This window comes from Methylobacterium oryzae (assembly GCF_036441375.1).
Lineage (GTDB): Bacteria > Pseudomonadota > Alphaproteobacteria > Rhizobiales > Beijerinckiaceae > Methylobacterium > Methylobacterium oryzae_A.
On record NZ_MLCA01000001.1, the window covers coordinates 1,727,207 to 1,750,895 of the forward strand.

Annotated in this window: 23 protein-coding genes and 2 pseudogenes; 19 read left to right on the forward strand and 6 right to left on the reverse strand. The window is 70.7% G+C overall.

The features are described from left to right. The first annotated feature begins 285 nt into the window (after nt 1-285). Together MOTC310_RS08215 and MOTC310_RS08220 are read left to right on the forward strand one after the other, a co-directional pair. Complete coding sequence (locus MOTC310_RS08215) at nt 286-603, forward strand: hypothetical protein (RefSeq protein ID WP_331290899.1); 318 nt, start codon at nt 286-288, stop codon at nt 601-603. A 6-nt stretch (nt 604-609) separates the two neighbouring features. Further along, nucleotides 610-870, forward strand: coding sequence for a BrnA antitoxin family protein (locus MOTC310_RS08220; RefSeq protein WP_331301429.1), 261 nt, complete (start codon nt 610-612; stop codon nt 868-870). A 44-nt stretch (nt 871-914) separates the two neighbouring features. On the opposite strand, the gene MOTC310_RS08225 is transcribed toward MOTC310_RS08220, so the two are convergent. Further along, complete coding sequence (locus tag MOTC310_RS08225) at nt 915-1,397, reverse strand: YaiI/YqxD family protein (protein ID WP_331290901.1); 483 nt, start codon at nt 1,395-1,397, stop codon at nt 915-917. Further along, nucleotides 1,394-1,597 (reverse strand): hypothetical protein, encoded by a 204-nt coding sequence (locus tag MOTC310_RS08230; RefSeq protein WP_331301430.1) that lies wholly within the window; start codon nt 1,595-1,597, stop codon nt 1,394-1,396. The genes MOTC310_RS08225 and MOTC310_RS08230 overlap by 4 nt, the downstream gene beginning before the upstream one ends. Here MOTC310_RS08230 and MOTC310_RS08235 point away from each other — a divergent pair. From MOTC310_RS08235 to MOTC310_RS08275, 9 genes are all read left to right on the forward strand, one after another. Then, the gene (locus tag MOTC310_RS08235; RefSeq protein WP_419539871.1) at nt 1,521-2,654 is read left to right on the forward strand and encodes a branched-chain amino acid ABC transporter permease; all 1,134 of its coding nucleotides are present in this window, start codon (nt 1,521-1,523) and stop codon (nt 2,652-2,654) included. The two genes, MOTC310_RS08230 and MOTC310_RS08235, sit on opposite strands and share 77 nt — an antisense overlap. Continuing rightward, nucleotides 2,648-3,454: an ABC transporter ATP-binding protein gene (locus MOTC310_RS08240; protein ID WP_331301431.1), complete on the forward strand. Its 807-nt coding sequence runs from the start codon at nt 2,648-2,650 to the stop codon at nt 3,452-3,454. Before MOTC310_RS08235 ends, MOTC310_RS08240 begins: the two co-directional genes overlap by 7 nt. Further along, nucleotides 3,451-4,227 (forward strand): ABC transporter ATP-binding protein, encoded by a 777-nt coding sequence (locus tag MOTC310_RS08245; RefSeq protein WP_331289189.1) that lies wholly within the window; start codon nt 3,451-3,453, stop codon nt 4,225-4,227. Before MOTC310_RS08240 ends, MOTC310_RS08245 begins: the two co-directional genes overlap by 4 nt. 47 nt (nt 4,228-4,274) lie before the next feature. Then, entirely contained in the window at nt 4,275-4,751 is a 477-nt protein-coding gene (locus MOTC310_RS08250) for an SRPBCC family protein (RefSeq protein WP_331301432.1), read from the forward strand. 210 nt (nt 4,752-4,961) lie between these two features. Further along, on the forward strand, nt 4,962-5,714 hold the full coding sequence (map, locus tag MOTC310_RS08255) for a type I methionyl aminopeptidase (RefSeq protein WP_331289187.1): 753 nt from the start codon (nt 4,962-4,964) through the stop codon (nt 5,712-5,714). Between the two features lie 781 nt (nt 5,715-6,495). Continuing rightward, nucleotides 6,496-7,740, forward strand: coding sequence for a sulfite dehydrogenase (gene soxC, locus MOTC310_RS08260; RefSeq protein WP_331301433.1), 1,245 nt, complete (start codon nt 6,496-6,498; stop codon nt 7,738-7,740). Beyond that, nucleotides 7,727-8,269, forward strand: coding sequence for a c-type cytochrome (locus MOTC310_RS08265; protein WP_331289185.1), 543 nt, complete (start codon nt 7,727-7,729; stop codon nt 8,267-8,269). Before soxC ends, MOTC310_RS08265 begins: the two co-directional genes overlap by 14 nt. Nucleotides 8,270-8,804: 535 nt before the next feature. Then, the gene (locus MOTC310_RS08270; protein WP_331301434.1) at nt 8,805-10,922 is read left to right on the forward strand and encodes a TonB-dependent siderophore receptor; all 2,118 of its coding nucleotides are present in this window, start codon (nt 8,805-8,807) and stop codon (nt 10,920-10,922) included. Between the two features lie 226 nt (nt 10,923-11,148). Then, nucleotides 11,149-12,213 carry a HoxN/HupN/NixA family nickel/cobalt transporter gene (locus tag MOTC310_RS08275; RefSeq protein ID WP_331294854.1) on the forward strand — a complete coding sequence of 355 codons (1,065 nt, stop codon included), beginning with the start codon at nt 11,149-11,151 and terminating at the stop codon, nt 12,211-12,213. 164 nt (nt 12,214-12,377) lie between these two features. Here MOTC310_RS08275 and MOTC310_RS08280 read toward each other — a convergent pair whose 3' ends face one another. From MOTC310_RS08280 to MOTC310_RS08290, 3 genes are all read right to left on the reverse strand, one after another. Further along, complete coding sequence (locus tag MOTC310_RS08280) at nt 12,378-12,626, reverse strand: DUF6894 family protein (RefSeq protein ID WP_331294853.1); 249 nt, start codon at nt 12,624-12,626, stop codon at nt 12,378-12,380. 373 nt (nt 12,627-12,999) lie between these two features. Further along, nucleotides 13,000-13,278 (reverse strand): hypothetical protein, encoded by a 279-nt coding sequence (locus MOTC310_RS08285; RefSeq protein ID WP_331294852.1) that lies wholly within the window; start codon nt 13,276-13,278, stop codon nt 13,000-13,002. Between the two features lie 4 nt (nt 13,279-13,282). Continuing rightward, nucleotides 13,283-14,971, reverse strand: a complete 1,689-nt coding sequence (locus MOTC310_RS08290; protein ID WP_331301435.1) for a methyl-accepting chemotaxis protein — start codon at nt 14,969-14,971, stop codon at nt 13,283-13,285. 664 nt (nt 14,972-15,635) lie between these two features. Between MOTC310_RS08290 and MOTC310_RS08295 the strand changes: the two genes are divergently transcribed. Then, nucleotides 15,636-15,911, forward strand: coding sequence for a GNAT family N-acetyltransferase (locus MOTC310_RS08295; RefSeq protein WP_331294850.1), 276 nt, complete (start codon nt 15,636-15,638; stop codon nt 15,909-15,911). Between the two features lie 239 nt (nt 15,912-16,150). Here the strand turns inward: MOTC310_RS08295 and MOTC310_RS08300 are convergent, their stop codons facing one another. Continuing rightward, on the reverse strand, nt 16,151-17,443 hold the full coding sequence (locus tag MOTC310_RS08300; RefSeq protein ID WP_331294849.1) for a TAXI family TRAP transporter solute-binding subunit: 1,293 nt from the start codon (nt 17,441-17,443) through the stop codon (nt 16,151-16,153). Nucleotides 17,444-17,793: 350 nt separating this feature from the next. Here MOTC310_RS08300 and MOTC310_RS08305 point away from each other — a divergent pair, with 350 nt between their 5' ends. The 7 genes and pseudogenes from MOTC310_RS08305 to MOTC310_RS32770 form a co-directional block, all read left to right on the forward strand. Continuing rightward, nucleotides 17,794-18,870: a catalase family protein gene (locus MOTC310_RS08305; protein WP_331294848.1), complete on the forward strand. Its 1,077-nt coding sequence runs from the start codon at nt 17,794-17,796 to the stop codon at nt 18,868-18,870. 194 nt (nt 18,871-19,064) lie between these two features. Beyond that, entirely contained in the window at nt 19,065-20,195 is a 1,131-nt protein-coding gene (locus tag MOTC310_RS08310) for an epoxide hydrolase family protein (RefSeq protein WP_331301436.1), read from the forward strand. 87 nt (nt 20,196-20,282) lie between these two features. Beyond that, complete coding sequence (locus MOTC310_RS08315) at nt 20,283-21,470, forward strand: L-dopachrome tautomerase-related protein (protein WP_331294845.1); 1,188 nt, start codon at nt 20,283-20,285, stop codon at nt 21,468-21,470. 539 nt (nt 21,471-22,009) lie between these two features. Further along, nucleotides 22,010-22,270, forward strand: a complete 261-nt coding sequence (locus MOTC310_RS08320; protein ID WP_331294843.1) for a hypothetical protein — start codon at nt 22,010-22,012, stop codon at nt 22,268-22,270. A gap of 79 nt (nt 22,271-22,349) precedes the next feature. Then, nucleotides 22,350-22,685, forward strand: a pseudogene (locus MOTC310_RS08325) (SMP-30/gluconolactonase/LRE family protein); the annotation flags it as partial. A 54-nt stretch (nt 22,686-22,739) separates the two neighbouring features. After that, on the forward strand, nt 22,740-22,949 hold the full coding sequence (locus MOTC310_RS08330; RefSeq protein WP_331301486.1) for a hypothetical protein: 210 nt from the start codon (nt 22,740-22,742) through the stop codon (nt 22,947-22,949). Between the two features lie 447 nt (nt 22,950-23,396). Further along, a pseudogene (locus tag MOTC310_RS32770) lies at nt 23,397-23,689 on the forward strand (hypothetical protein); the annotation flags it as partial.

The window sequence follows — 23,689 nt, forward strand, 5'->3', positions numbered from 1 at the left end:
GTGCCGGTTCCTCTCGGCTGAGCTCGGGCTCGATCCAGATTGTCCAGTGGACGCATACGAATAGTGTGCGCCGTCAGTCCCGGCCGGCGATCTGGATTCGCCATCGGCGGCGCGGGCATGCTAAAGCCTTCGTGAACCAGCTCTCCCTGCCCGTCTGACGGCGATGCGGGAGGGCCCACGATCCGGCCTCGCCCTCCGCCCCTCGAACAGGCCGGACCCGCTCAGACCCCGTCCCGCGCAGGCTGCGCCGGGTCGGATCCGTCGAGCCGGGGTGAAAGGGACAGGATGAGCGACGAGACAGAGTACGACCTCGACGAGGTGAATGCCACCCGCGACGCGGAGGCGGAAGCGAAGACGCGCGCCGAGAATCGCGCCGAGCGCGCGGAACGGGCCGAACGCATGGCGCGCGAGGGCGCCCAGGCGATGGCGGAGCACCACGCGGCCATCAAGGCGATGGACGAGCGGACGGTCCGGCTGCGCTCGCTGAGGCTGGCCAAGGAGGCCGCGGACGCCCAGACCAAGGCGGCCGAGAAGGAAGCTAAGGCGGCCGGCAAGGGCACCGCGAAGAAAGCCGCATCCAAGAAGACGACCGCGAAGGGTTAGGGGTCGATGGCTGAGGACCGCAATCGCCGCCGCTTCAGCGACCCGCGCGCGGCAGCCGAGGCGGCTTTCCGGGCCGCCACGAGCCCGAAGCCGGCCGCTCCGTCGCCGCAGGCAGCCCCGCGGCCGGCCACGGTCCCGGGCTCGCGGGAAGTCGTGAGCCTGCGCCTCGACAGCGCCGTGCTCGCGCATTTCCAGAAGGACGGGCCGGGCTGGCAGGACCGCATCAACGAGGCGCTCAAGGGTCTCGTCCCGACGGCCGAGGCCTGAGGCGCGGATCGGGCCGCGACGCGGTCGATCACTCGGGCCGGCGTTCAGACCGGCTTCGGCCGGTCGCGCAGGATCCGGTTCACCGCCCGGTCGAGGGCGGACAGGAACGCCGACCGGTCGGCACGCGAGAACGGTTTCGGCCCGCCCGTGATGGTGCCGGCTTCGCGCAGGGATTGCATCAAGTCGCGCGTGGCGAGGGCGAGGCCGATCCCGGCCTCGCTGAACGGCTTGCCGGTGAAGGCCAGGACGGTGGCGCCGGCCTTCACGCAGCGCGCGGCCAGCGGGACGTCGGCGGTGAGCACGATGCTCCCGGGTCCGGCCCGCGCGGCGATCCAGTCGTCGGCGGCGTCGAGTTCCGGGCCGACGACCACCCGCACGATCCAGGGCTCGCGCGGCAGGTTCAGCACACTGTTGGCGACGACGTGGACGGTGAGGCCGTAGCGTTCGGCGACCCGGTAGGTCTCGTCCTTGACCGGGCAGGCGTCGGCGTCGAGGTAGATCGGCGGTCCCGCCGGCGCGGCGCTCATGGCCGGGGCACCAGCTTCGAGGTGAAGCCCGCCAGGATCAGGAGCACGCCCAGGGCGAACTGCCCGTGCTCGATATCGCCGCCCACCGACAGCACGACGGCGCGGCCGAAGACCACGAGTCCGATGAGCGGCAGCCCGAAGCGGAGCGCCATCTTGACGGCGACGAGGGTGTTCGCCCGCGCGGCGCCCGCCCCGGCCATCAGCGGGCGACCGCGACGCGGCGCGGCGCCAGATCCGCCACGGTCGCGCTCTCAGCGGGTCCGCGCTCCAGCGTCGCCACGGACAGCGGCGGGCTCGGGCCGGACCGGCCGGGGGCTCGCGTGGTGCGGTCGGCACCGCGTCGCCCTGACGCTCGCCTTCCTCCTCGTGTTCCCCTGGATCGCGCCCTATCAGGCGCTCGCCGTGAACATCCTGGTCCTCGGCCTCTACGCGCTCGGGTTCAATCTGCTGTTCGGCTACACCGGGCTCCTGTCCTTCGGCCACGCCGCCTTCCTCGGCAGCGGCGCCTACGGCTGCGGCATCGCCATCGCCCGTTACGGGCTGCACCCGGCCCTGGCGCTCGCCGCCGGCACCCTGCTCGCCACCCTGATCGCGGCCGTCATGGGCGCGCTCGCGATCCGCACCCGCGGCATCTACTTCGCGATGACGACGCTGGCGCTGTCGATGTGCGTCTACTACGCCTTCTACCAGGCGGAGGCCTTTACCGGCGGCGAGAACGGCCTGCGCGGCATCAACGTGCCGGCGCTCGCCCTGCCGGGCTTCAGCCTCAATCTCCTCGACCCGGTGGTGAAGTACTACGCAGCGCTGGCGGTGGTCGGGGTCGCGGTCTGGCTGTTCTCGCGCCTCCTGTCGTCGCCGTTCGGGGCCGCCCTCGAGGCGATCCGCGAGAACGAGGGCCGGGCGCAGGCCTGCGGCTACGACGCGCGCCGCATGAAGCTCGTGGCGTTCGTGATCTCCGGGGCCCTGTGCGGTCTCGCGGGCGGGCTCCAGGCGATCCACCTCTCGATCGTTCCGATCGAGACGATGCACTACGCGACCTCCGGTCAGGCCGTGATGATGGCGCTGCTCGGCGGGATGGGGACCTTCTTCGGGCCCTTCGTGGGGGCCGCGACCTTCGCGCTCCTGCAGGACGGGCTCGCCACCGTGACGAGCCACTGGCAGCTCGTCGTCGGCGCCATCTTCATCGCCTTCGTGCTGTTCCTGCCGCTGGGCATCTGGGGCGAGGTGCTGGCGCGCTTGAGGAGGGCCGGATGGTGAGCGCCGCCGCCGTAGCTATGGCGCCCGGTACGGCACCCAGTGCGGTGCCCCCGATCCTCGCCACGGAGGGGCTCGGCAAGCGGTTCGGGCATTTCCGCGCCCTGTCCGACGTGACCGTCGCGTTCCCGGAGGGCGGGGTCACCGCGATCATCGGACCGAACGGGGCGGGCAAGTCGACCTTCTTCAACCTGATCTCCGGCGCCTTCCCGCCGAGCGAGGGCCGCGTGCTGTTTCGCGGGCGGGACCTCACCGGCGCGGCCCCGCACGCCTTCGCCCGGATGGGCATCGCCAAGTCGTTCCAGATCACCAACGTCTTCCCACACCTCACGGTGCGCGAGAACGTGCGGGTGGCCGCCCAGGCGCGGCGGGTCCGCTTCGCGCTCTTCCGGAACCGCGCGGCCTATCCCGAGCTGGCGGAGCGGGCCGAGGCGCTGCTCGGCGAGGTCGGGCTCGGCGCCCGGATGGACCGTCTCGCCCGCGAACTCGCCCACGGCGAGCAGCGGGCCCTGGAGATCGCGGTGGCCCTCGCCGCCGAGCCGAGCCTCCTCCTCCTCGACGAGCCCACCGCCGGGATGAGCCCCGAGGAGACGCGGGAGATGATGGACCTCGTGCAGCGCCTCGCCGAGACCCGGACGCTGATCCTCGTCGAGCACAAGATGAAGCTCGTCATGGGCCTGTGCCGGCGCCTCGTGGTCCTCCACCAGGGCCAGCTCCTGGCCGAGGGCAGCCCCGACGACATCCGCGCGCATCCCGAGGTGCGCCGCGTCTACCTGGGCAACGCGGCGGGCCGGAGCGCATGAGCGCCGCCACGCAGCACGGCGCCGTCCAGCCGCTCCTGGCGGTCGAGGATCTGCGGGCGTGGTACGGCCACTCCCACATCCTGCAAGGCCTCTCGCTGGAGGTGCGCCCCGGCGAGATCGTCACGCTGGTCGGCCGCAACGGCGCCGGCAAGACCACCACGCTGAAGGCGATCATGGGCCTCGTGGCGAAGCGCGAGGGGCGCGTGACCTTCGCGGGCGCCGACATCCTCCACCGGCCGCCCCACGAGCGCTTCCACCGGGGCCTCGCCTACGTGCCGGAGGAGCGGCGCATCGTGCCGGGGCTAACGGTGGAGGAGAACCTGCGCCTCGGCATCCTGGCGGCCAAGGGGGCGGCCAAGGGGGCGGGACGAGGGGCGCGGGTCACGCGCCGCGACGAGGCGCGGCGGATCGAGGTCATCGCCGAGACCTTCCCGCGGCTGAAGCAGCGCCTGAAGCAGGAGGCGATCACGATGTCGGGCGGCGAGCAGCAGATGCTCGCCATCGCCCGGGCGCTGATGGCCGAGCCCGTGATGGTGCTCCTCGACGAGCCCTCCGAGGGGATCATGCCGATCCTCGTCGAGGAGATGTTCGCGCAGTTCGTCGCGATGAAGCGGGCTGGCACCACGATCCTGCTCGTGGAGCAGAACGTGGAACTCGCCCTCGACGTGTCCGACCGCGTCTACATCGTCGACGGTGGCGCCGTCGTCTACCACGCCCCCGCGGCCGCGCTGCGGGACGATCCCGAGATCCAGGCGCGCTACTGCGCGGTCTGAGCGCCCGCTCCGGCCGAGGGGCGGGGCCTTGTCAGGAGGAGACGCGGATGGACATCGCGGGCGCGTATCGGATCCCGGTCGCGCGGGAGGCCGTCTGGGCGGCGCTGAACGATCCGGACGTGCTTGCCCGCTGCCTCCCCGGCTGCAAGGAGCTGGCGCAGGTCTCCCCGGAGGAGATGAAGGCCAAGGTCGCCCTGAAGATCGGGCCGGTTTCGGCGACCTTCGCGGGCACGGTCCGCCTGGAGGACATGCGCCCGCCCGAGGGCTACAGCCTCGTCGGCCAGGGCAACGGCGGCATGGCGGGCTTCGCCAAGGGCCGCGCCGCGGTCACCCTAGCGGACGAGGGCGGCGAGACCCTCCTGACCTACACCGCCAAGGCCGAGGTCGGCGGCAAGATCGCCACGCTGGGCGGCCGTCTCATGCAGGCCACCGCGCGCAAGCTCGCCGACGAGTTCTTCGGCAAGTTCGCCGCCGAGCTCGGGGCGACCACCGAGCCGGCCGCTCCCAGCGTTGCCGAACCCTGAGGCGAGCCGCCGTCGTCCTCCTGATCTCGTCCGTTCGATCGCGACCTCGACCGCGGCGGTGGGGCGCCGTCGCGGGCGCCGCTCTGGGGCCTCCGAGGAGCCGCCGTCGCGCCCGGGCCGGCGGAGAAGGTCGTTGCCAGCGACAGGGCCGGTGCGGACTTCGGAGGTCGGCTCGGATACAGGTTGCTCGGGGCTTGCCAGAGAGACTGCATGACCGTGTCGAGCGACGACGACCTTGTGGGGCTCAAGACGATCGGGCGCATCGTCGCCGACGCGCTCGCGGTGATGGGCCGAGCCATCGAGCCCGGGATCACCGAGCGTGAGCTGGATCAGATCGGCCGGGACTACCTGGACGCGGCCGGCGCGCGTCCGGCTCCCGAACTGGTCTACGGCTTTCCGGGCGCGACCTGCATCAGCGTCAACGAGCAGATCGCGCATGGCATCCCCGGCGACCGTCGTGTTCGGGCAGGAGATCTCGTCAACATCGATGTCTCCGCGGAGAAGGATGGCTACTTCGCAGATACGGGCGCGTCGTTCGCGGTTCCGCCGGTGACGCGCGCGGTCGAACGTCTCTGTCGGGACGGGCGTCGCGCGATGTGGGCCGGATTGCGTCAGGTCAGCACCGGCAAGCCGTTCGCGGGCATCGGTCGCGCCGTCGGCGCCTTCGCGCGCCAGAACGGCTACACGCTCGTGCGCAATCTCGCCAGCCACGGGGTCGGGCTGTCGCTCCACGAGGAGCCGACGGAGATCGCGACCTGGCCCGATGCCTCCGAACGGCGGATCATGACGGAGGGACTCGTCTTCACCGTCGAGCCTTTTCTGTCTCTCGGTGCGGCCTTTGCCGAGGATGGCGACGATGGCTGGACCCTCTACAGCCAGCCGAGAGCTCCGACCGTGCAGTACGAGCACACGGTCGTCGCGACCCGAAACGGACCCTTGGTCCTGACGGCACCGTCTCCGTGACGGCGCCGGCCATCGGCGGCCGTCGCGCCGCCCGTCGATGCGCCCGCGCGTCTGCGGTTGACCTGTGTGCTTCCGCTCCAGTTCGCCGCGATCCGGTTGCCGCGACGATGCGATCTGCAGGACATCGACGCCGCGCTGCATGTGTTTCTCGAGAACCTCTCCGAACGGGGCAGTCGAGCCGGATGCCGGGTCGACGCGAAGGACAGCGGCACAGCCCTACTGCGGGTTCTTGACCGAACGGCCATCGATGGATGGCTGCTGGCGTCATCCGGGCCTGCCAACGCGGCTTCAGCGCCGAGACGCCCCGGTCGGCCGTCCGACGATCGGGAGGGCGAGGGATACGAGGAGAGCCGGGCCGTCCCTGGCCCGGTAGTCCGCCACGCTACTGCCGGCATGGGCCGGGATGCCGCTCCGTCCGCCTTAGCGTTGCTCTGCGATCGCCCGTTTCTTCGCGGCCCTATCTGTCGTCGCTAGGGGAGCGGCAAGATCTCGGGGCTCACAGCACCAGAGCCTCGATCGCCGGATCGGCGTCCTCAGGCGCAACAGGAGCCGGAATCACGCTACCGCTCCGGGCTTTCGGGCATCGGGAGCGCCCCCGCGCGATCCGACGTGATCATGCCGCCGACTCTGCCCCGGGGGGACTATGAGGGATCGGCATTGCGTGAGAATCTCGGCCAGCCGCCGGCCGGCGGACCGCTTCCCCGGAACGGGGGACCGGCGCCCGATGAGATCCTGTGTGACGCGGGGCTCGGGCCGGCGAGGTGGGAGGGAGTGCCGCGCGATGAGCCATGACGATGAATCGCCGCCGGCGCGGCGCCGCTTCCTCGCACAGGGCGCTGCGGCGGCTGCGGCCGTCCTCGCGGGCGGTCAGGCCCGGTCGGACGAGGCGGCGCCTCCGGCCGTTCCCGAGTGGATGAAGAGCCCGGGCGCCGATGTCGGCAGCCAGACCTACGGCCGGCCGTCGCGCTTCGAAGACGGTATCATCCGCAATGTCCCGAAAGGTCTGCAGCAGTATATCTCGGCGTCGAGCCGCACCCCGCTGCAGGATCTCGACGGCATCCTGACGCCCAACGGCCTGTTCTACGAGCGCCACCACGGCGGCATCCCGGACATCGACCCCGCCCGGCACCGGCTGATGATCCACGGTCTCGTCGAGACGCCGCTCATCCTCACCATGGATGACATCCGCCGCTTCCCGTCGGAATCCCACATCTACTTCCTCGAGTGCTCGGGCAATCCGGGCTTCGAGGCCATCAAAGGGTGGACGGCGTCGGATCTCGTCGGCCTCGTCAGTTGCGCCGAATGGACGGGCGTGCGTCTCGCGACGGTGCTGGCAGAGGCCGGCCTCAATCGGGACGCGCGGTGGGTCGTGGCCGAGGGCGCGGACGCCGCCGCGCTGACCCGCAGCATCCCGATCGCCAAGTGCCTCGACGACGCGCTGCTGGTCTACAGCCAGAACGGGGAGCGGTTGCGCCCGCAGCAGGGTTACCCGCTCCGGGTGCTCCTGCCCGGCTTCGAGGGCAACATGAGCGTGAAGTGGCTGCGCCGGCTCAACGTGACTGCGGAGCCGGCCTATTCCCGCGAGGAGACCTCGAAATACACCGATCTGATGCCCGACGGGACGGCGCGGCAATTCACCTTCGTCATGGAGGCCAAGTCGATCATCACGCGGCCCTCGGGTACGCAGCGGATCGCCCCCGGCTTCCACGAGATCACCGGCCTCGCCTGGAGCGGGCGCGGGCGAATCCGCGGCGTGCAGGTCTCGACCGATGGGGGCGAGAGCTGGCGGGATGCCGCCCTGCAGGAGCCGGTGCTCAACCGGGCGTTGACGCGTTTCCGCCTGCCGTGGCGCTGGGACGGAACGCCGACGACCATCGCGAGCCGGGCGATCGACGAGACCGGGTATGTCCAGCCGAGCTTCGGCGCGTTGACGGCGGTGCGCGGCTCGAAATCCTTCTACCACAACAACGCGGTCGTGCCCTGGCGCATCGCCGCCGACGGCGAGGTGGCCAATGGCTACGCGTGAAGCCCGCGCCCTCGTCGGCACGGCCCTGTTGCTGGCCTGCGCCGGGACGGCGCGCGCGACCGAGCGCCTCGGGATCGGTCGACCGGCATCGGAGGCCGAGATCGCCGCCTGGAACATCGACATCGACCGCGACGGGCGGAAGCTGCCGCCGGGGCACGGCAGCGTCGCCCAGGGACGCGCCGTGTTCGAGGCACAATGCGCGTCCTGCCACGGCAGCCGGGGCGAAGGCGGGACCGGAGAGAGGCTCGTCGGCGGGCGAGGCACGCTCGCCTCCGCGAAGCCGGTCAAGACGGTCGGCAGCTTCTGGCCCTACGCGCCGACCCTGTTCGACTACATCCGGCGGGCGATGCCGATGAATGCCCCGCAATCGCTCAGTGCCGACGATGTCTACGCGGTCTCGGGCTACGTCCTGTATCTGAACGGGCTCGTCGAGGAGGGCGCCGTGCTCGACGCCGCCACCCTGTCCGCCGTCCGCATGCCGAACCGCGACGGGTTCGTTCCGGACCCCAGGCCGGACGTGAAACCCTGACGAGGGCGGCCTTCTCCACGGGACCGACGGCGGCCCTGCCCCGCCGCCCCTGTGGCCATGCAGCCACGGCCGGCTCACAGAACGTAATAATATTACGTCGGCCGTTGACCCGGCCGGGCGCCGGAGCCAGTATCGTCCTGCCAAGGCTCCCCGGGCACGGCTCGGGGCTGTGACGGGCATTCGGCGTGCTCTCCGGAGCGCGTCCGGAGCTGCCCCGCACCTGCCGACAGGGCGCGCCCGCTGTCCACGGCCGCCGGTGCGACGCACCGGACCGGTTCAACGGCGGCGGTGACCCGCGCCAGGAGACCGGCCTTCGGCGCGATGACGTCCCTCGGGCGCGGTGCCCCAGCGGAGCGCGTGGTGCCGTCCGTCCGGGCGTGACGCCGCTCGCCCCGCGTGGCCGCGCGCCCGCAGCAGCGAGTGTGCTTTGGCAACCTCTGGAAGACCGTCCCTCCGCGAAAGCCCGAGGCCGCGTCGGGGATCCGCCCAAGCGGCGGCGGCGCGATGCGGCACGCCGCGTCTGGCTGTGGCGGCCATGCTCTCAGCCGGGGCGCCGATCGGGGAGGTCCGCGCGCAGGAAAGCGTGACCCTGGAGGAATTATCGGTCGAACATGTCGGCGCGGGGGCCGGTCGCACGGCGGCGTCCGGGCGCGGGAGCATCGGCCTGATCGGCCCGACACCGGGTTACGGCGCGGGCGCGAGCGTCAGCGCGACGCGCACGGCAGCGCCGCAGATCGACGTGCCCGTGGCCGTGTCGGTTGCGCCGCGCGAAGCGATCACCGACATCGCCGCCACCCGCGTTGACCGGGTCTTCGACTACTTGCCCGGCGTCGCCCGGCAGAACAATTTCGGCGGATTGTCGATCTTCAGCTACGCCATCCGCGGCGTCACGACCTCGGAGATCTACAAGAACGGCTTTCCGCTCAACCGCGGCACGCCGCCTCCCCCGGATGCCCAGAACATCGAGCGCGTCGAGGTGCTCAAAGGCCCTGGCGCGGCCCTGTTCGGGCGCAGCGATCCGGGCGGCCTCGTCAACCTGATCACCAAGCAACCGACCGCCGAACGGTTCGTCGAGTTCGGCAATCAGGTCGACTCGTTCGGCCTGACCCGCGGCACCATCGATGCCGGCGGCGCGCTGAACGCGGACGGCACGATCCTCTACCGCTTCAACCTCGCCGCCCAGGGCGCGGGCAGCTTCCGTGATTTCGTCGACAGTGACCGTCTCCTCGTCGCGCCGGTGGTGAGCTGGCAGGTCACCCCGGAAACGCGGATCACGGTCGAGACGGAGTTCGTGAGGAACCGGATCGTCTTCGACCGGGGCGTCATCGCGCTGAACCGGCAACCCGGCCTCCTGCCCCTCTCCCGCTTCCTCGGCGAGCCAGGCCAGAGCACCCATCAGAGCAACAACGCTCTGCAGGTCCGCGTCGACCACCGCTTCGACGAGAATTGGCAGCTTCGACTGGCGACCTACTTCAATACCGGCGATCTCGAGGGGGAGTCCGCCGAGATCCGCGCCATCAATGTCAATAATCGCACCGTCTCACGCGACCGCAACGTGCGCGATTACCGCTGGGATGTGGCCGTCGGCCAAGCGGATCTCATGGGGCGCTTCGATACGGCCGGCATCGGCCACACGCTCCTTCTCGGCATGGACAGGGAGAGCACCGACAGCCGCACGCAGTACCTGCGCTCGAATTTCCGCACGAGCCCGTTTGCCCTGGACATCTACGCCCCGGTCTACGGGCAGACCCTTCCGCCGATCACCATTCCGCGCAACAACCTCGAGCGTATCACCAACACCGGCCTCTACGCGCAGGACGAGATCGTCCTCGGCCCCGAGTGGCGGGCGCTCGTCGGTGCGCGCCTGGACATCTTCGAGCAGAGCTTCCGCGAGCGCGTCGTGCGCAGCCAGGTCGACCAGTCGCGGGTCGCCGCGTCGCCCCGGGCGGGCCTCGTCTACCGGCCGATCCCGGACCTCGCCTTCTACACCAATGTCGGCACGAGCTTCCGGCCGAACATCGGTCCGGACGCCGCCGCCGTCACCCGCGGCACGGCGCTGCCGCCCGAGACCGGCCTCGGCTACGAACTCGGCGCCAAATCCGAGCTGTTCGGCGGCGCTCTGCTCCTCACCGCTGCCGCCTTCCGCGTGGAGCGGGAGAACGTGCTCACGCCCGACCCCGCGAACACGGGCTTCTCCCTCGCCGCCGGGGCCGTCCGCAGCCAGGGTTTCGAGCTGACGGGCCAGGGGCAGATCACGCCGGAACTGAAGCTCCTGGCCGGCTACGTCTACGCCGATGCCCGGGTGACCAAGGACAACGTGCTGCCGGTCGGGGCCCCTCTCATCAACGTTCCCCGCCATTCCGGCAGCCTGCTCGCGGTCTACGAGCCGGAGGGGGCGTGGCGCGGCTTCGGCATCGGCGGCGGCGTGCGGGGCGTCGGCGCGCGCGCCGGCGACGCGGCCGCTTCGGGCTTCACGCTGCCGGCCTACGTCGCGGCCGACGCGCTGGCCTACTACCGTTTCGACAATGCCCGGATCGCGCTCAACGTCGAGAACATCTTCGACACCGCGTACTACGAGAGTTCGCTCAACGTGTTCCGGGTCTATCCGGGCTCGCCCCGGCGGATCACCGGCTCCGTGACGGTGCGGTTCTGATGGCGAGCCCGCGGCCAGGTCTCCTGGCGCAGGTTCCGGGGGCGGCCCTCGGGCGAGAGAGCGCCCGGATGCGCCCGGGTGACCCGGCGCGTCGCGGCCGCCGTGAAGCGTCCCCGCTCGCGGTACTCCGCAGCTCGGCCGGTTCTGCGCTATGTCGGATCGCGCGTGGCGGCGCAGGGCCGGGCGGCAGGGCCGAGGGGACGGTGGTCGGGTGGGTAAGGGTTTGATGGAAGCGATCGTCCCGTCCGATGGCACGGCGCGCCGCGGCGTGCGGCGCCGTATCGGTGTGCTCTACCTCGTCCTGATCGCGGCCAACATCGCGGCCTGGATGTGGGCTTACAGCCTGTTCGCCGGCCAGCCGGCCCTGCTCTCGACCGCGCTGCTGGCCTACGTCTTCGGGCTTCGCCATGCGGTCGATCCCGACCACATCGCCGCCATCGACAACGTCACCCGCAAGCTGATGCAGGCGGGCCAGCGACCCGTCTCGGTCGGCTTCTGGTTCGCGCTCGGCCATTCCACCGTGGTGGTGGTCGCGGCGGCCGCGGTGGCTCTCGCCGCGACCAGCCTGATCACGGCCTCGGAAGGCTACCGTGAACTCGGCGGCCTGATCGGCACCGGTGTCTCGGCCGCTTTCCTCATCCTGATCGGCCTAGTCAACCTCGTCGTCCTCGCGGGCGTCTGGCGCGCGTTCCGCCAGGTGCGGCGAACCGGCCGCTACGTCGAGGCCGATTTCGACATGCTGCTCGCCAACCAGGGCGTTCTTGCCCGGATCCTGCGGCCGCTGTTCCGCCTCGTGACGCGATCCTGGCACATGTACCCGCTGGGCCTGCTCTTCGCGCTCGGCTTCGACACCGCCACGGAGGTGAGCCTCTTCGGCCTCTCGGCCGCCCAGGCGAGCCAGGGCACCGACCTGTGGAAGATCCTGGTCTTCCCGGCCCTGTTCACCGCGGGGATGACGCTGGTCGACGCGACCGACGGCGTGCTCATGCTCGGCGCCTACAGCTGGGCCTACGTCCAGCCCATGCGCAAGCTGTTCTACAACCTCACCATCACCCTGGTGTCGGTGGTGGTCGCGCTGGTGGTCGGCACCTTGGAGGCGTTGAACCTCCTGGCGGACAAGCTCAACCTCCAGGGTTGGCTCTGGCAGCGGGTCGCCGCGATCAACGACAATTTCGGCGTGCTCGGCTTCGGCATCGTCGGTCTCTTCGCGGCGGCGTGGCTCCTGTCGTTCCTCGTCTACCGCCTCGGACGATTCGACCGGATCGAGGTCAAACCGGCCGACCTTCCCTGAGCGTCCGGGACGCACACCTGCGAGCTGCGAGCCCTTCGGCACGGCGTCGCCGCGCTGCCTCGTGCGGGACGGCGATGGGACACCGCCGTCAGCCGTGCTCCGACGCGGAGGTCCGGTGCCGCGGAGCCGGGCCGATCGCGGCGGATGTGCGACGCGGTCTGACCCTACTCGGCCGCCTCGCCCAACCTCAGGCCGGTGAACGTCAGCGTTGCCGTGTAAACCGGGGCGCCGGCCGCATCCCGGACGATCACCGCGTAGGTTTGCCTGTCCCCGTCGCTCGGGATCTCCCACCGCGCCACGTCCGGGAGGGAGATCATCGCCTCTCTGCGCGCAGCATCGAAGTCGGGACACTCGGTCCCGTCCTCGTCGCGTTGCAACTGACCGTCGTGGATATCGAAGAAGTAGCGTGGCACCCACGCTTCCGTGACTGGCTCCCCCTCACGAAAGCTAACCGGCATCACAAACGGCGGTTCTCGGCCACACGCCCTCGATCCGCCCGAATTGAGCGCGGCGCCGGCCCGGGAACGCCGATCTCGGCCGGGTTCGCGGGCCTCCGCAGGTTCGTGCCTCGGGGCTGACGCCCGCATCGGGCCCATGTGCACCGCGCCCCCACGGACAGTCGCTGCTGACCCTGAAACAGCGCGCGCGGCCCGGCCGAGGCCGGGCCGCGCGAGCCGGTGCGAAATGTCGGGCGAACACCGTCTGGAGCCCGCGCTCGGCCCCTCTGGTCGGCCAGTGGACCGCTCCCTGATCGACGCGGCGATGGGCCGCCTCGGGATGAGCCGTTCAGCCCACGTAGTCTTGGGCCTGGTAGCCTCGGGCTTGGCGGGCGGTCAGCCCGCGCGTCTCGATCAGCGCCGCACACCCGTCCGCGAGGCCTGCCCGCGCGAGTGCGGCGCGGAGCTCGCGGACGCTCGCTTCCAGTGAGAGACCCAGGCCGCGGATCTGCGCGCCGCGTGGACCGGGGTCGTGACCGGACGCGACGCGCGCCACGAGGTTCTCCGCCAGACGCCGCTCATGCCCGGGGGCGGCCCGATAGGGCATCGCGAGGACCTCCGCCGTCATCGCCTCACGCGGCCCGCACGGTGGTCAGGAAGCGACGCACCTCCTCCGACAGGTGTTCGGATTGCTGTGACAGCCCGGACGCCGACCTCAGGACATGGGCGGCTGCCGCGCCGGTCTCCTCGGACGCGCGGGCCACGCCCGCGATGTTGCCGGTCACCTCGGACGTACCGTTCGAGGCCTGCGCCACGTTGCGCACGATCTCCTGTGTGGCGGCGCTCTGCTGCTCGACGGCCGCGGCGATGCCGGCCGCCACATCGTTGATCTCGCGGATCCGCCCCGCGATCCCGCCGATCGCCGCGACGGCCTGATCGGTCACGCCCTGCACCTGGCCGATGCGCTGGCCGATCTCCTGGGTGGCGCGCGCCGTCTGATTGGCCAACTCCTTGACCTCGGCCGCCACGACCGCGAAGCCCCGTCCGGCCTCGCCCGCGCGCGCCGCCTCGATCGTCGCGTTCAGCGCCAGAAGGTTGGTCTGGCCCGCGATGTTGGAGATCATGCCGACCATCGCGCCGATCTGCTCGGCCGCCTGGCTGAGTTCCTGCACGAGGCGCGTGGTCTGGTCCGCTTCCGCGACAGCCGCCTGGGCGAGCCCGGCCGAGCCGGCGACCTGCCGGCCGATCTCCTGTACCGACGTGCCCAGCTCCTCGGCCGCCGCCGCGACGGTCCCGACATTCGCCGCCGCCTCCTCGGCCGCCGCCGCCACCGTGGTGGATCGCGCGGCCGTCTGGCTGGCGTTGGCGGTCATCTGCTCGGCCGTGGCCTGCAGCTCGGTGGAGGACGACGAGACCAGGCCCACGATCCCGCCGACCGCCTGCTCGAAGCTGTCGGCCATCTCGACCATCGTGCGTCGGCGCTCTGCTGCGGCGGCCGTATCGGCGATCTGGCGACGCTCGGCCTCCTCGGCGGCTTTGCGGGCGACCATGCTCTTGATGTTGTCGACGGCGCGGCCGAGCGCGCCGATCTCGTCGCCGCGTCGGCTCTCGGCAATCTCAGCCTCGATCTCGCCGGCAGCCATGCGCTCCAGCACGGCGACGAGGCGGGTGATCGGACGCTGGATGTTGAGCATCAGCAGCATCGTCGCCCCGAGCAGGCTCAGCAGCATCGCGGCGCCCGCGATGAGACCGAAACGCGTCGCGGCGCTGACTTGCTCGGCGGTGGTTTGCATGGCGTTGTCGGTGAAGCCGCGCGAGTTGGCGACCGCCTGGTTGATCATCCCTTCCGCCCGAGCGATCTGGTCTGTGATCGACCGTCGCGCTGCACGCGCCGCATCCGTATCGACCGCGCCGCCACGCAGGTCCCGCCGCCCGGCTTCGGCATAGCCGCCGACGGCGCTGGCCAAGTCCCCGAGAGCCTTCCCGCTGTCCCGCAGGATCTGCGGCTTGAGCGCGATGGCGATGGGACGTTCCAGCCCCCGCATTGCCTGATCGGCCTCCTTCGCGGCTGCGGATACGGCTGCGTCAGCGTCGGGACCGGTTTGAGCCAGATCGACCGCCTTGAAGCTGAGCTGGATGCGGTTCAGGGCGACCTGTGCCTGCGAGATCCCGGACAGGATGGTCTGCTCGCGGACGACCGCGTCGGTCGCCTCGGCGATCCGGCGATCACTGTTCCACTGGTTGTAGATGACGCCGGCAGCGAACAGGGCCGTCACAGCAGAGGAAAGGACGAGCTTACGTCCGATGGTCGGGCTGGGCATGTCGTGAACCAGTATCCGCAGAGATTCGGCGAATTTACTGGTCTGAATTCCCATACCCGACCTAAAAAATTCTTAACCTATCAGCGATTTGTCTTGACTTTGCCGTTTTCAACTTTTGATAAAACTGGGCGCAGCTCTGGCGTGTGCCGGGCCTCGCAGACATCTGGGCCCGCCGCGGAGCGCGGACCCGTCGCGAAGGTTCCCGGTCCCCGCGCGTCTGGACGCTTGCTGTCACCGAAGACGGGCGCATCCCGCTACGCCTTCCGACCGGCTCGGGGCCGAAGCGCGCTCCTGCGCCACTAACGCGTGCTCACGGCGCGGCGCCCCGGCCGGCACCGCCGGTGACCACCGTCGGCCGGCGCGACGCTGGATGTGCGCCCGAACGCTGTGGGGCTGATTGCGACCGACACGGCACGCGGCAGGGCCCGCGGGGGCCGGGCGACGCGGGGCCGGCGCTGAGTGGGATGGGAACGACCGGAGGGATCGGCAGGCGGCGCACCGGCAGCGCCGGCCCCGATCCGCGTCTGCGTCGACGACGGGCACCCCCTATATGTCTCAGGGCAAGGACCGCCCGATAGTCGCCGAAACCGGTTCACGGAGCTTACGGAACACCAAGTCTTCGCGGTGTCTCCTGACCGGAGTCGAGCAAAACCTGGGGACGCGGATGAGCGATACGCTGCGCGACAATGTCGAGCAAAGCCGGTTCGAGCTGCAGGTCGGCGGTGACGTCGCCTTCGCGACTTACCGACGCGAACCCGGCCATCTCGTCATCAGCTACGTCTACGCGCCGCCGGTCCTGCGCGGCACCGGGGCGGCCGCCCGGCTCATGGAGGGCGTGGCGGCGCGCGCGCGCGCCGAGGGGGACCGGATTGTGCCCCTGTGCGGCTATGCCCGGGCCTGGCTGCGCGGGCACCGGGCGCATCGCGATCTGCTCGCGTGAGACGGCGACGTCGGCGGCAGCACCGCTGAGGGGCGGGTGACACCGAGGCATGTCCCGCAGGACGGGATCACCGCAGTGCCGCGGCTCCTGCCGGCCAGCGCCGCGCAAGACATGCGGGTCGGCACGACGTCGACCCGAGGCGGCAGCCCCGATGGCTCCGCCGTCTGCCCGCCGCCATCTTGCCTCGCCCAGCCCGGTCCTGCATCGACCGTCGACGGGGCGGCGCCCCGGGCGCCCGACTAGGACGCCTGTTGCGCCGCGTGCCGCCGTCGGCGCTGGGCCGCCTCGCGGATATGCGTGACGAGCAGAGCGACGAGGCGGATCTCGACACTCTCCGTCCGCCTATGGGCCTCCGCCCGGATCGTCTCGGCCGCGAGCGCGTCGACCTCCCGTTCCAGCTGCTCGAGTTCGACCGGATCGGCGCTCGAGACCGACAACCAGAGCTCCAGGAGGCGCATGACCCGCGTGGGCGGCTGCCGCGGCCGGAACCGCCGGTACAGGCCGATGCCCGCTGCGCTGAGCGAGGCCAGCGCGCTGATCATGAGCCCGACCCAGTAGGCCGCGTTCTGCGCCTGATCCGTCAGGCTGGGCTGGTTTCCGGTCAAGTAGGCCGCAGCGCCCGGATGGATCGGGAGCGCCTGGACCTTGTCGTCGGTGTCGGGGGCTTCGATGCCGGCCAGGTCGTCGTCGAGGGCGACGAGCCGCGGCTTGCCGCTGAGAACCTCGCGGGTGATCTCGCCGGCGAGCCAATCCGGCATCGCGCCTCTGGCCACGAGCCGGTGGCTGACCGACAATGTGGTGATGTCGTCGCCCGGTGCCGGCAGGGAGCCGAGGAAAGCGCCCTTCGGCACGTCGATCGTGTCGAGCACGGGGTGCTCCTTGGCGATCGCCGCCGCCTCGTCGACCTCGAACAGCTTCACCGGTCCGGAGCCCTTGCGGAGCGCCGTGAACAGCGGCAGCCACAGCGCGCTGCCGACCGGGGCCACAACGAAGACCGAACCGATCTGTCGGCTGCGGGCGGCCTCGGTCAGCTGATCGATCGTCAGGATCTTGCGATGCACGCTGCTCGGGGGCACGCCGAAATGCGTCAGGATCAGGTCGAGCAGGCGCGGATCGAGCTTCCGACCGTCGAGGAGTCCGACGGTGCTGCCCCGCAGCTTGGCCACACTGTCGACGGCGCTGCCACCGGGCGCGACGAAGACCACCGCGTCGCGGCGCAGGATGACCAGGGTCTGCCCGTCCTTCGGTGCGGCGTCGCTGCGCACGAGCGCGAGCTGGGTCTCTCCCTTGTCCAGGGCCGCCGCGGCGCCGAGGCGATCCGGCTCGAAGATCGTCCGGATGCGCACCCGCGGATGTTGGGTTTCGAAGAGCTGGGTCAGGGCCTGAGCGGCCTCCCGGTCCTCCGTGCTGGTCTTCGCGACCGCGATGTCGAGGGACAGCAGACCGAGGAGGAGATGGATGAGCAAGGCGACGATGGCGGCCCCGGCGATGACACCGAGGGCGATGACAGTCGTTCTGGAACGCCGGATCATCCGTGCCGCGCTGATCTGCCGATCCGCCAGCATAGCGTGAACGCGCGGCCCGGTCTCCCGGTGCCGACAAGGTCGGGCCACGGTCTACCCGACCGCGATCGTCGCCATGAGTTCAGTCGAGCCCTCGGCGTGGCAGGGTTCGTCGCCGCGGCGCGCCCTGCCCGGCTGATGCCCGGTGCAGCGGTCGCGTCGGGCCGAGCGTGCCGGGCCGGTCCCTCGACCGGCGTGGCGGGACAGGCGCCGGGCAGGGCGGCGGCTGCGGCAAATCGTTGATGACCGATCGAGTGTCGCGCAACCTGGAACGTCGCGCTGCACTGCCAGTTCTGTCCGGACTTGCCGGGAGACAGAACTTGCGACCACCTGTGCCTTACAGCCCGGACGTCGAGACGGTGAAGCCCGACGAGGCACAGACCATCGCGGGACTGTGCGAGACCTTCGGCACGATCCTGCAGCGGGTCGCCGCCGATTCCGGCCACGCCGTCCGGTCGGTGCACGCCAAGGCCCACGGGATCCTCGAAGGCGTGCTGCGGATCGAGGACGGCCTTCCCCCGGAACTGGCCCAGGGCCTGTTCGCCAGGCCGGGCGAGCACGCGGTCTACATGCGGATGTCGATCAATGCCGGCGACATCCTGCCGGACGCGGTCTCGCTGCCGCGCGGCCTCGCCCTCAAGGTGCTCGACGTCCCGGGCGAGCGCCTGCCGGACGCGGAGGGCACGACCCAGGACTTCATCATGGTCAACGGGCCGGTCTTCCAGGCGCCGAACGCCGAAACGTTCCTCGGCAGCCTGAAGCTCCTGGTCGGGACCACCGACCGCGCGGAGGGCCTGAAGGTCGCCGCCTCGACGGTGCTGCGCGGCGTCAACAGGGTGCTGCGGGCGGTCGGCGTCGAGAGCCCGACGATCGCTTCCCTGGGCGGAGCGCCCAACGTCGATCCGCTCGGCGAGACCTATTACAGCGTCACGCCGTTCCGCTACGGCGGCTCCATCGCCAAGTTTTCGCTCCGCCCCGTCGCCCCGGGGCTGACCGCCCGCACCGGCACCGAGATCGACGCCTCCGGCCGGCCGAACGCGGTTCGCGAGACCGTGCGGTCCGAGATGGCCGGTACCGAGGGGGTGTGGGAGTTCCGGGTGCAACTCTGCCGTGACCTGAAGCGCCAGCCCGTCGAGGATCCGACTGTCGCCTGGGATGAGGACGAGGCGCCGTTCCGGCGGGTCGCAACGATCACGGTCCGTCCGCAGGACAGCTGGGAGCCGGCCCGGGTGCAGGCGGTCGACGAGGCGATGCGGTTCAGCGTCTGGACGGGTCTCGCCGCGCACCGGCCGCTCGGCAACATCAATCGGGCCCGGAACGCGCCCTACCGGCACTCGGCCGCGTTCCGCGAGCGCTTCAACGGCTGCCCGATCCACGAGCCGTCCGCCGGCCGCTGAACAGGCCGGCGCCCGAACGCTCCGACCGGGCCGCGGGTGCCGGCCGGCCTACCGGCAGAGGCCGGCCTACCGGCAGAGGCCGGCTCCCGGCGCGACGGTCTCGGCCCGGCCGCGTTGAAGCAGATCAGCGCCACTCCCGCCGGGAGGCGGGATCCGGCGCTCTCCCGAGCCGCGAACGCGAGCGGAGGTTCTCGATGCAGACATTCACCGTTGCCTGGGACGCGGCGCGGCTGGCCTGGGCCAGGGAGCGCGTGCGGGCCCACCGCATGCCGCGCCTGCCGGCTGAGGCCGGCTGGCGCTACGGCTGCGACCCGGACTTCCTCGCCCGCCTGTGTGCCTACTGGCTCGACGGCTTCGACGAGGCCAAAGCGGCGGCCGAGCTCAACCGCTTCCCGCAGATCCTGATCCGGATCGAGGATCTCGACCTGCACGCCGTCCACGTCGTCGGCGAGGCGGAAGGCCGGCGCCCGCTGCTGCTGATCCACGGCTGGCCGGGCTCGATCTACGAGTTCTGGTCGGTCATCGAACCCCTGGCCTTCCCGTCGCGCCACGGCGGGCGGCCGGAGGACGCGTTCGACCTCGTGATCCCGGCGCTGCCCGGCTTCGGCTTCTCTGGCAAACCCGCCGCGCCGATCGGCGCGCGCACCGCCGCGCGGCTGTTCGATCGCCTGATGCGCGAGGGGCTGGGCTACCCGCGCTACCGGGTGCAGGGCGGCGACTGGGGCGCCGGTGTCGCGGCCTGGCTCGGCCTCGACCACGTCGACGCGCTGGAGGCGATCCACCTGAATTACCTGCTGGTGCAGCCCGATGCCGAGCCGGAGAGCGCGGCGGAACGGGCTTGGCAGAAGGAGGCCGCGGCCAGCCAGCAGGCGCTCGGGGCCTACGCGCAGTTGCAGGGCACCAAGCCGCTCTCGCTGGGCTACGCCATGGCGGATGAGCCGGTGGCGCAGCTGGCATGGCTGGTCGAACGCTTCCACGACTGGGCCGACCTGCGGGAGCGGCCCTTCGCGCAGGTGTTCTCGAACGATCAGCTCCTGACCAACGCCCTGCTCTACATCCTGACCGAGTCCTTCGCGACGGCGACGTGGTTCTATGCCGGCGCGCAGCAGGAGAGCGTGCGCCGGATGCCGCCGGGGCGGCGCGTCACGGTGCCGACGGCCTTCGCGGCCTACCCCGATCCGCGCACGCCCGCGCCGCCGCGGGAGTGGTTGGAGCGCGGCTACGCGGTCTCGCGCTGGCAGACGATGCCCCGCGGCGGGCACTTCGCCGCCATGGAGGCCCCGGATCTGTTCGTGCAGGACCTGTGGGAATGGGGCCGCGGCTGACGGGGTCATCCCGCCGCATCCCGGACCCGGCCGCGCCCTGACGCGTTGGCCGGGGATATCCCCCATCGTCGTCATGGAGTGCGCGCTATGAAGCTTGCAGGAGGCGTTCGCGCCGGGCTGGCCGCGTCGTTGGTGTCCGGTGCCGCGCTGGCAGGCCCCGCCGCGGCTCAGGACGCGAAGCCCGCGCCCGCGACCCTCACCAAGGTGGCGGGCTTCGCGCACCAGGTCACGGGCATCACCGTCAGCCGCGACGGGCGCACGTTCGTCAACTTTCCCCGCTGGAGCGAGGACGCGCCCGTCTCCGTGGCCGAGGTGAAGGACGGCCAACCCGTCCCATACCCGGACGCGGAGTGGAACAGCTGGCGCAACGCCAACGCGGACGAGGTCGACCCGAAGACCCACTTCGTCTGCGTGCAGAGCGTCGTGGCCGACGGTCAGGACCGCCTCTGGGTGGTCGACGCGGCCGCGCCCGCCATGGCACACGTGATCAAGGACGGACCCAAGCTCGTCGGCATCGACCTGAAGTCGAACCGAGTCGTGAAGACGATCCCGTTCGACACCGGCACGGTGATGCAGGCCTCGTACATCAACGACGTGCGGATCTCGCCCGACGGCAAGACCGCCTACCTGACCGATTCCGGTGCCGAGGGCGCGCTGATCGTGGTGGATCTCGACAGCGGGTCCGCCAAGCGCGTGCTGTCCGGCCATCCCGCGACCATGCCCGACAAGAGCGTGACAGTGCAGTACGACGGCAAGCCGCTGCGCCGACCGGACGGCCGCGGCGTCGCGTTCTCGGCCGACGGCATCGCCCTCTCGCCGGACGGGAAGACGCTGTACTGGCAGGCCATCAAGGGCAAGACGCTCTACAGCCTCCCGACTAACGCGCTGACGGGTTGGGCGACCGCCGCGTTCGTGCCCGAGATGCTCAGCGACAGGACGCTGGAATCGAAGATCGTCACAGTCGGCGAGAACGGACCCGCCGACGGCCTGCTGATCGCCCGCAAGGACGGCCGGATGTACGTGACCTCGCCGCAGGACAATTCCGTGAAGGTCCGCGACCTGACCAGCACAGGGAATGGCCTCACCACTCTGGTGCAGGACCCGCAGCTGCGGTGGCCGGATACATTCAGCGAGGGGCCGGACGGTACGATCTACGTCACGACCTCGCACATCCAGGACTCGGCGGACTACAAGCCCGGGGCACCGATCAGCCTCCCCACGGAACTCTGGGCGATCAGATCGGGGCCAGGCGACGTCACCGGGTCCCCTCGCTGAAGGTCGAGCACCGCCCCGGCGGCGCCCGACGTTCAAGCCCCGCGACCCCGTCGGGCCGCGGCGAGATGGAAGGCGACCGACTATCTCGATGCGGCCTCCCTCGACCTGTCAGGTCGGCGGAGGCCGCGCGTCTCTCGCGTGGAGGTTTTAATCCACGCCGGCGCGTGCGTCAGGGCACTCTCTGATCGAGACTTGTCGCCTATCGTACCTCTGGAAGGCATTATACTGTGCTGCGTAACAGGACTTGGCTTCGTGGAGACTTGCGGTGATAGGGTGACAACATTGCCTGGGCGCCCCTGCTCTTTTTGACCGGACGCTCTGGTCACGGGTGTTTCAAGATCTGGGGCCGGGCAGGACGGGCGTAGCGCCGCGTCATCATCGAGACACCCGCCGGTCGAAGCTCGACGCCGATCTCAGCCGCATGCCGATAGTGAGGCGGTAAATGGCGTAGCCTGCTGCATTTGACAGTATTAGCCTTATGGAACGGGCGTCTATGCGCGAAATGTATGTCGATTGGAGATCGAATCGGGAGGTTCACCGTGAAGGGCGCAGCGATAACGGTGCTCGCAACGATAATCGGCCTGGTCGCGCCGTTCATCTGCATTGATGCGCCACTGGCAGCCTCGTTCACGGGAACGGGCGGCGGCCCTGAGACCACGATCAACGCGCCGTACCGGTCGTCGGTGGGGCAGACGGTTCCCCCAGGCGCGGCGGCCGCGCCGTTGCACGATCCGCGCGAGCGGACGCAGCGGCAGCGGGACCTCGACGCGGTCCTCGGCAGCATCTGCGACAAGTGCTGACGCCGTTGCAGGGGGGCCGCTTCGATCCTCGACTGGCACGAACGGGATCGGTCATTCGCGTTCTCCGCACGACATCCCCATCCTCAGACAGGTTTGCTGCCGCCTCGGTGAAGGATCGAGTTACGATCCGCGCACGCGCACGGCCTGGTGGGTCGATATCCTGGAATCCCGCCTCTTCGAGAGACCGATCGCCGACTCCCAGAAGGCGCTGGTCGACGCCCTGCACGCTCAGGTCAGCGGCATCGCGGCGATCGGCGGCGCCCACCAGCTGCTCGCGGCAGAGGACGGCCTCTATGCCCGGTCGATCCGAGACGGGAACATCCGGCTGCTCTGCCTCCTGGAGGAGGATCTGCCCGGCAACCGCTCCAGCGACGGCCGCGTCCATCCGACAGGGGGGCTGTGGAGCGGCACGATGGGTCGCGCCGCCACCGTGGGCGCACCGACCTGTGGGTGCTTGAGGATGCCATCGATGCGGCGGACCGCGCTGATTTTCGGGATCCTGCTCGTCGTCGCGACTTTCGTGTGGTTCACGTATGTCGTGCTCTTGGGTTGTGCGATGAACACGACGGGATGCCGGGAGACATTCACCGTCTGGAGCGCCGTCGGTCTGATGCATTTCTGGGCGCCGCTCCTGGTCGCGATTGCGGCGGTCGCTTTCGGATTGAGGAGTTCTAAGTAAATCGAGCGGGCCGATGGCGCGCGCGACCTTGTTCGCGTGGCCTATCTACGGAATCGCGAGAGGCATGTGCTCGCATCCGATGGCAAGGAGAGCGAAGCGCTTGCGCGCGTGCCATCGTAAGCCGAGCGCGACATTCACCCGTCCGTACACGGGGGCACGGCCCATCGACGCGCTCGACCGCATCGATCGAGCGGGCTTCGAAGACCCGTGCGGCCGCCTCCGCGCCGGCTCGGACCTCGCGCGCGCCGCGAGGGCGGCGGCAGGGCGGCCGCCGGTCGAAGCGTGAGGGACCAGAGGCGCGGGCGCGCCTTACCGTTCGGGCGGTATGGTCGAGCCTCAGCGCACGGCGAAGACCGAGGCCGGCGCCCCGTAACGTCGGTCCCAGCCCTCCCAGGCGACGTCGGTCGGACCCACGGCGAAGTCGACGACGCGCCAGCCGCTTCCGTCCTGGCGCAGCAGCGCGGCGTAGTCGTTCGAGGCCAGATCGTCCGCGGCGCGATCGAGGGGGTGGCCGTCGGGCCGCTGCATCCGCGCGAAGAGGAAGGCCCAGGGACCGGCCCGGTTGTCGCGACCATGCACCGGGTGCTCGCGACGCTCGAGCGCCGCGGCCTCGTCGAGATCAGCGCCGACAAGCAGGAGTGGCACGTCGGCGCGGAGGCCTACCGGCTCGGATCGGCGTTCCTGCGCCGCCACAACGTCGTCGAGCGGAGCCGGTCGATGATGTGGACGCTGATGCAGGA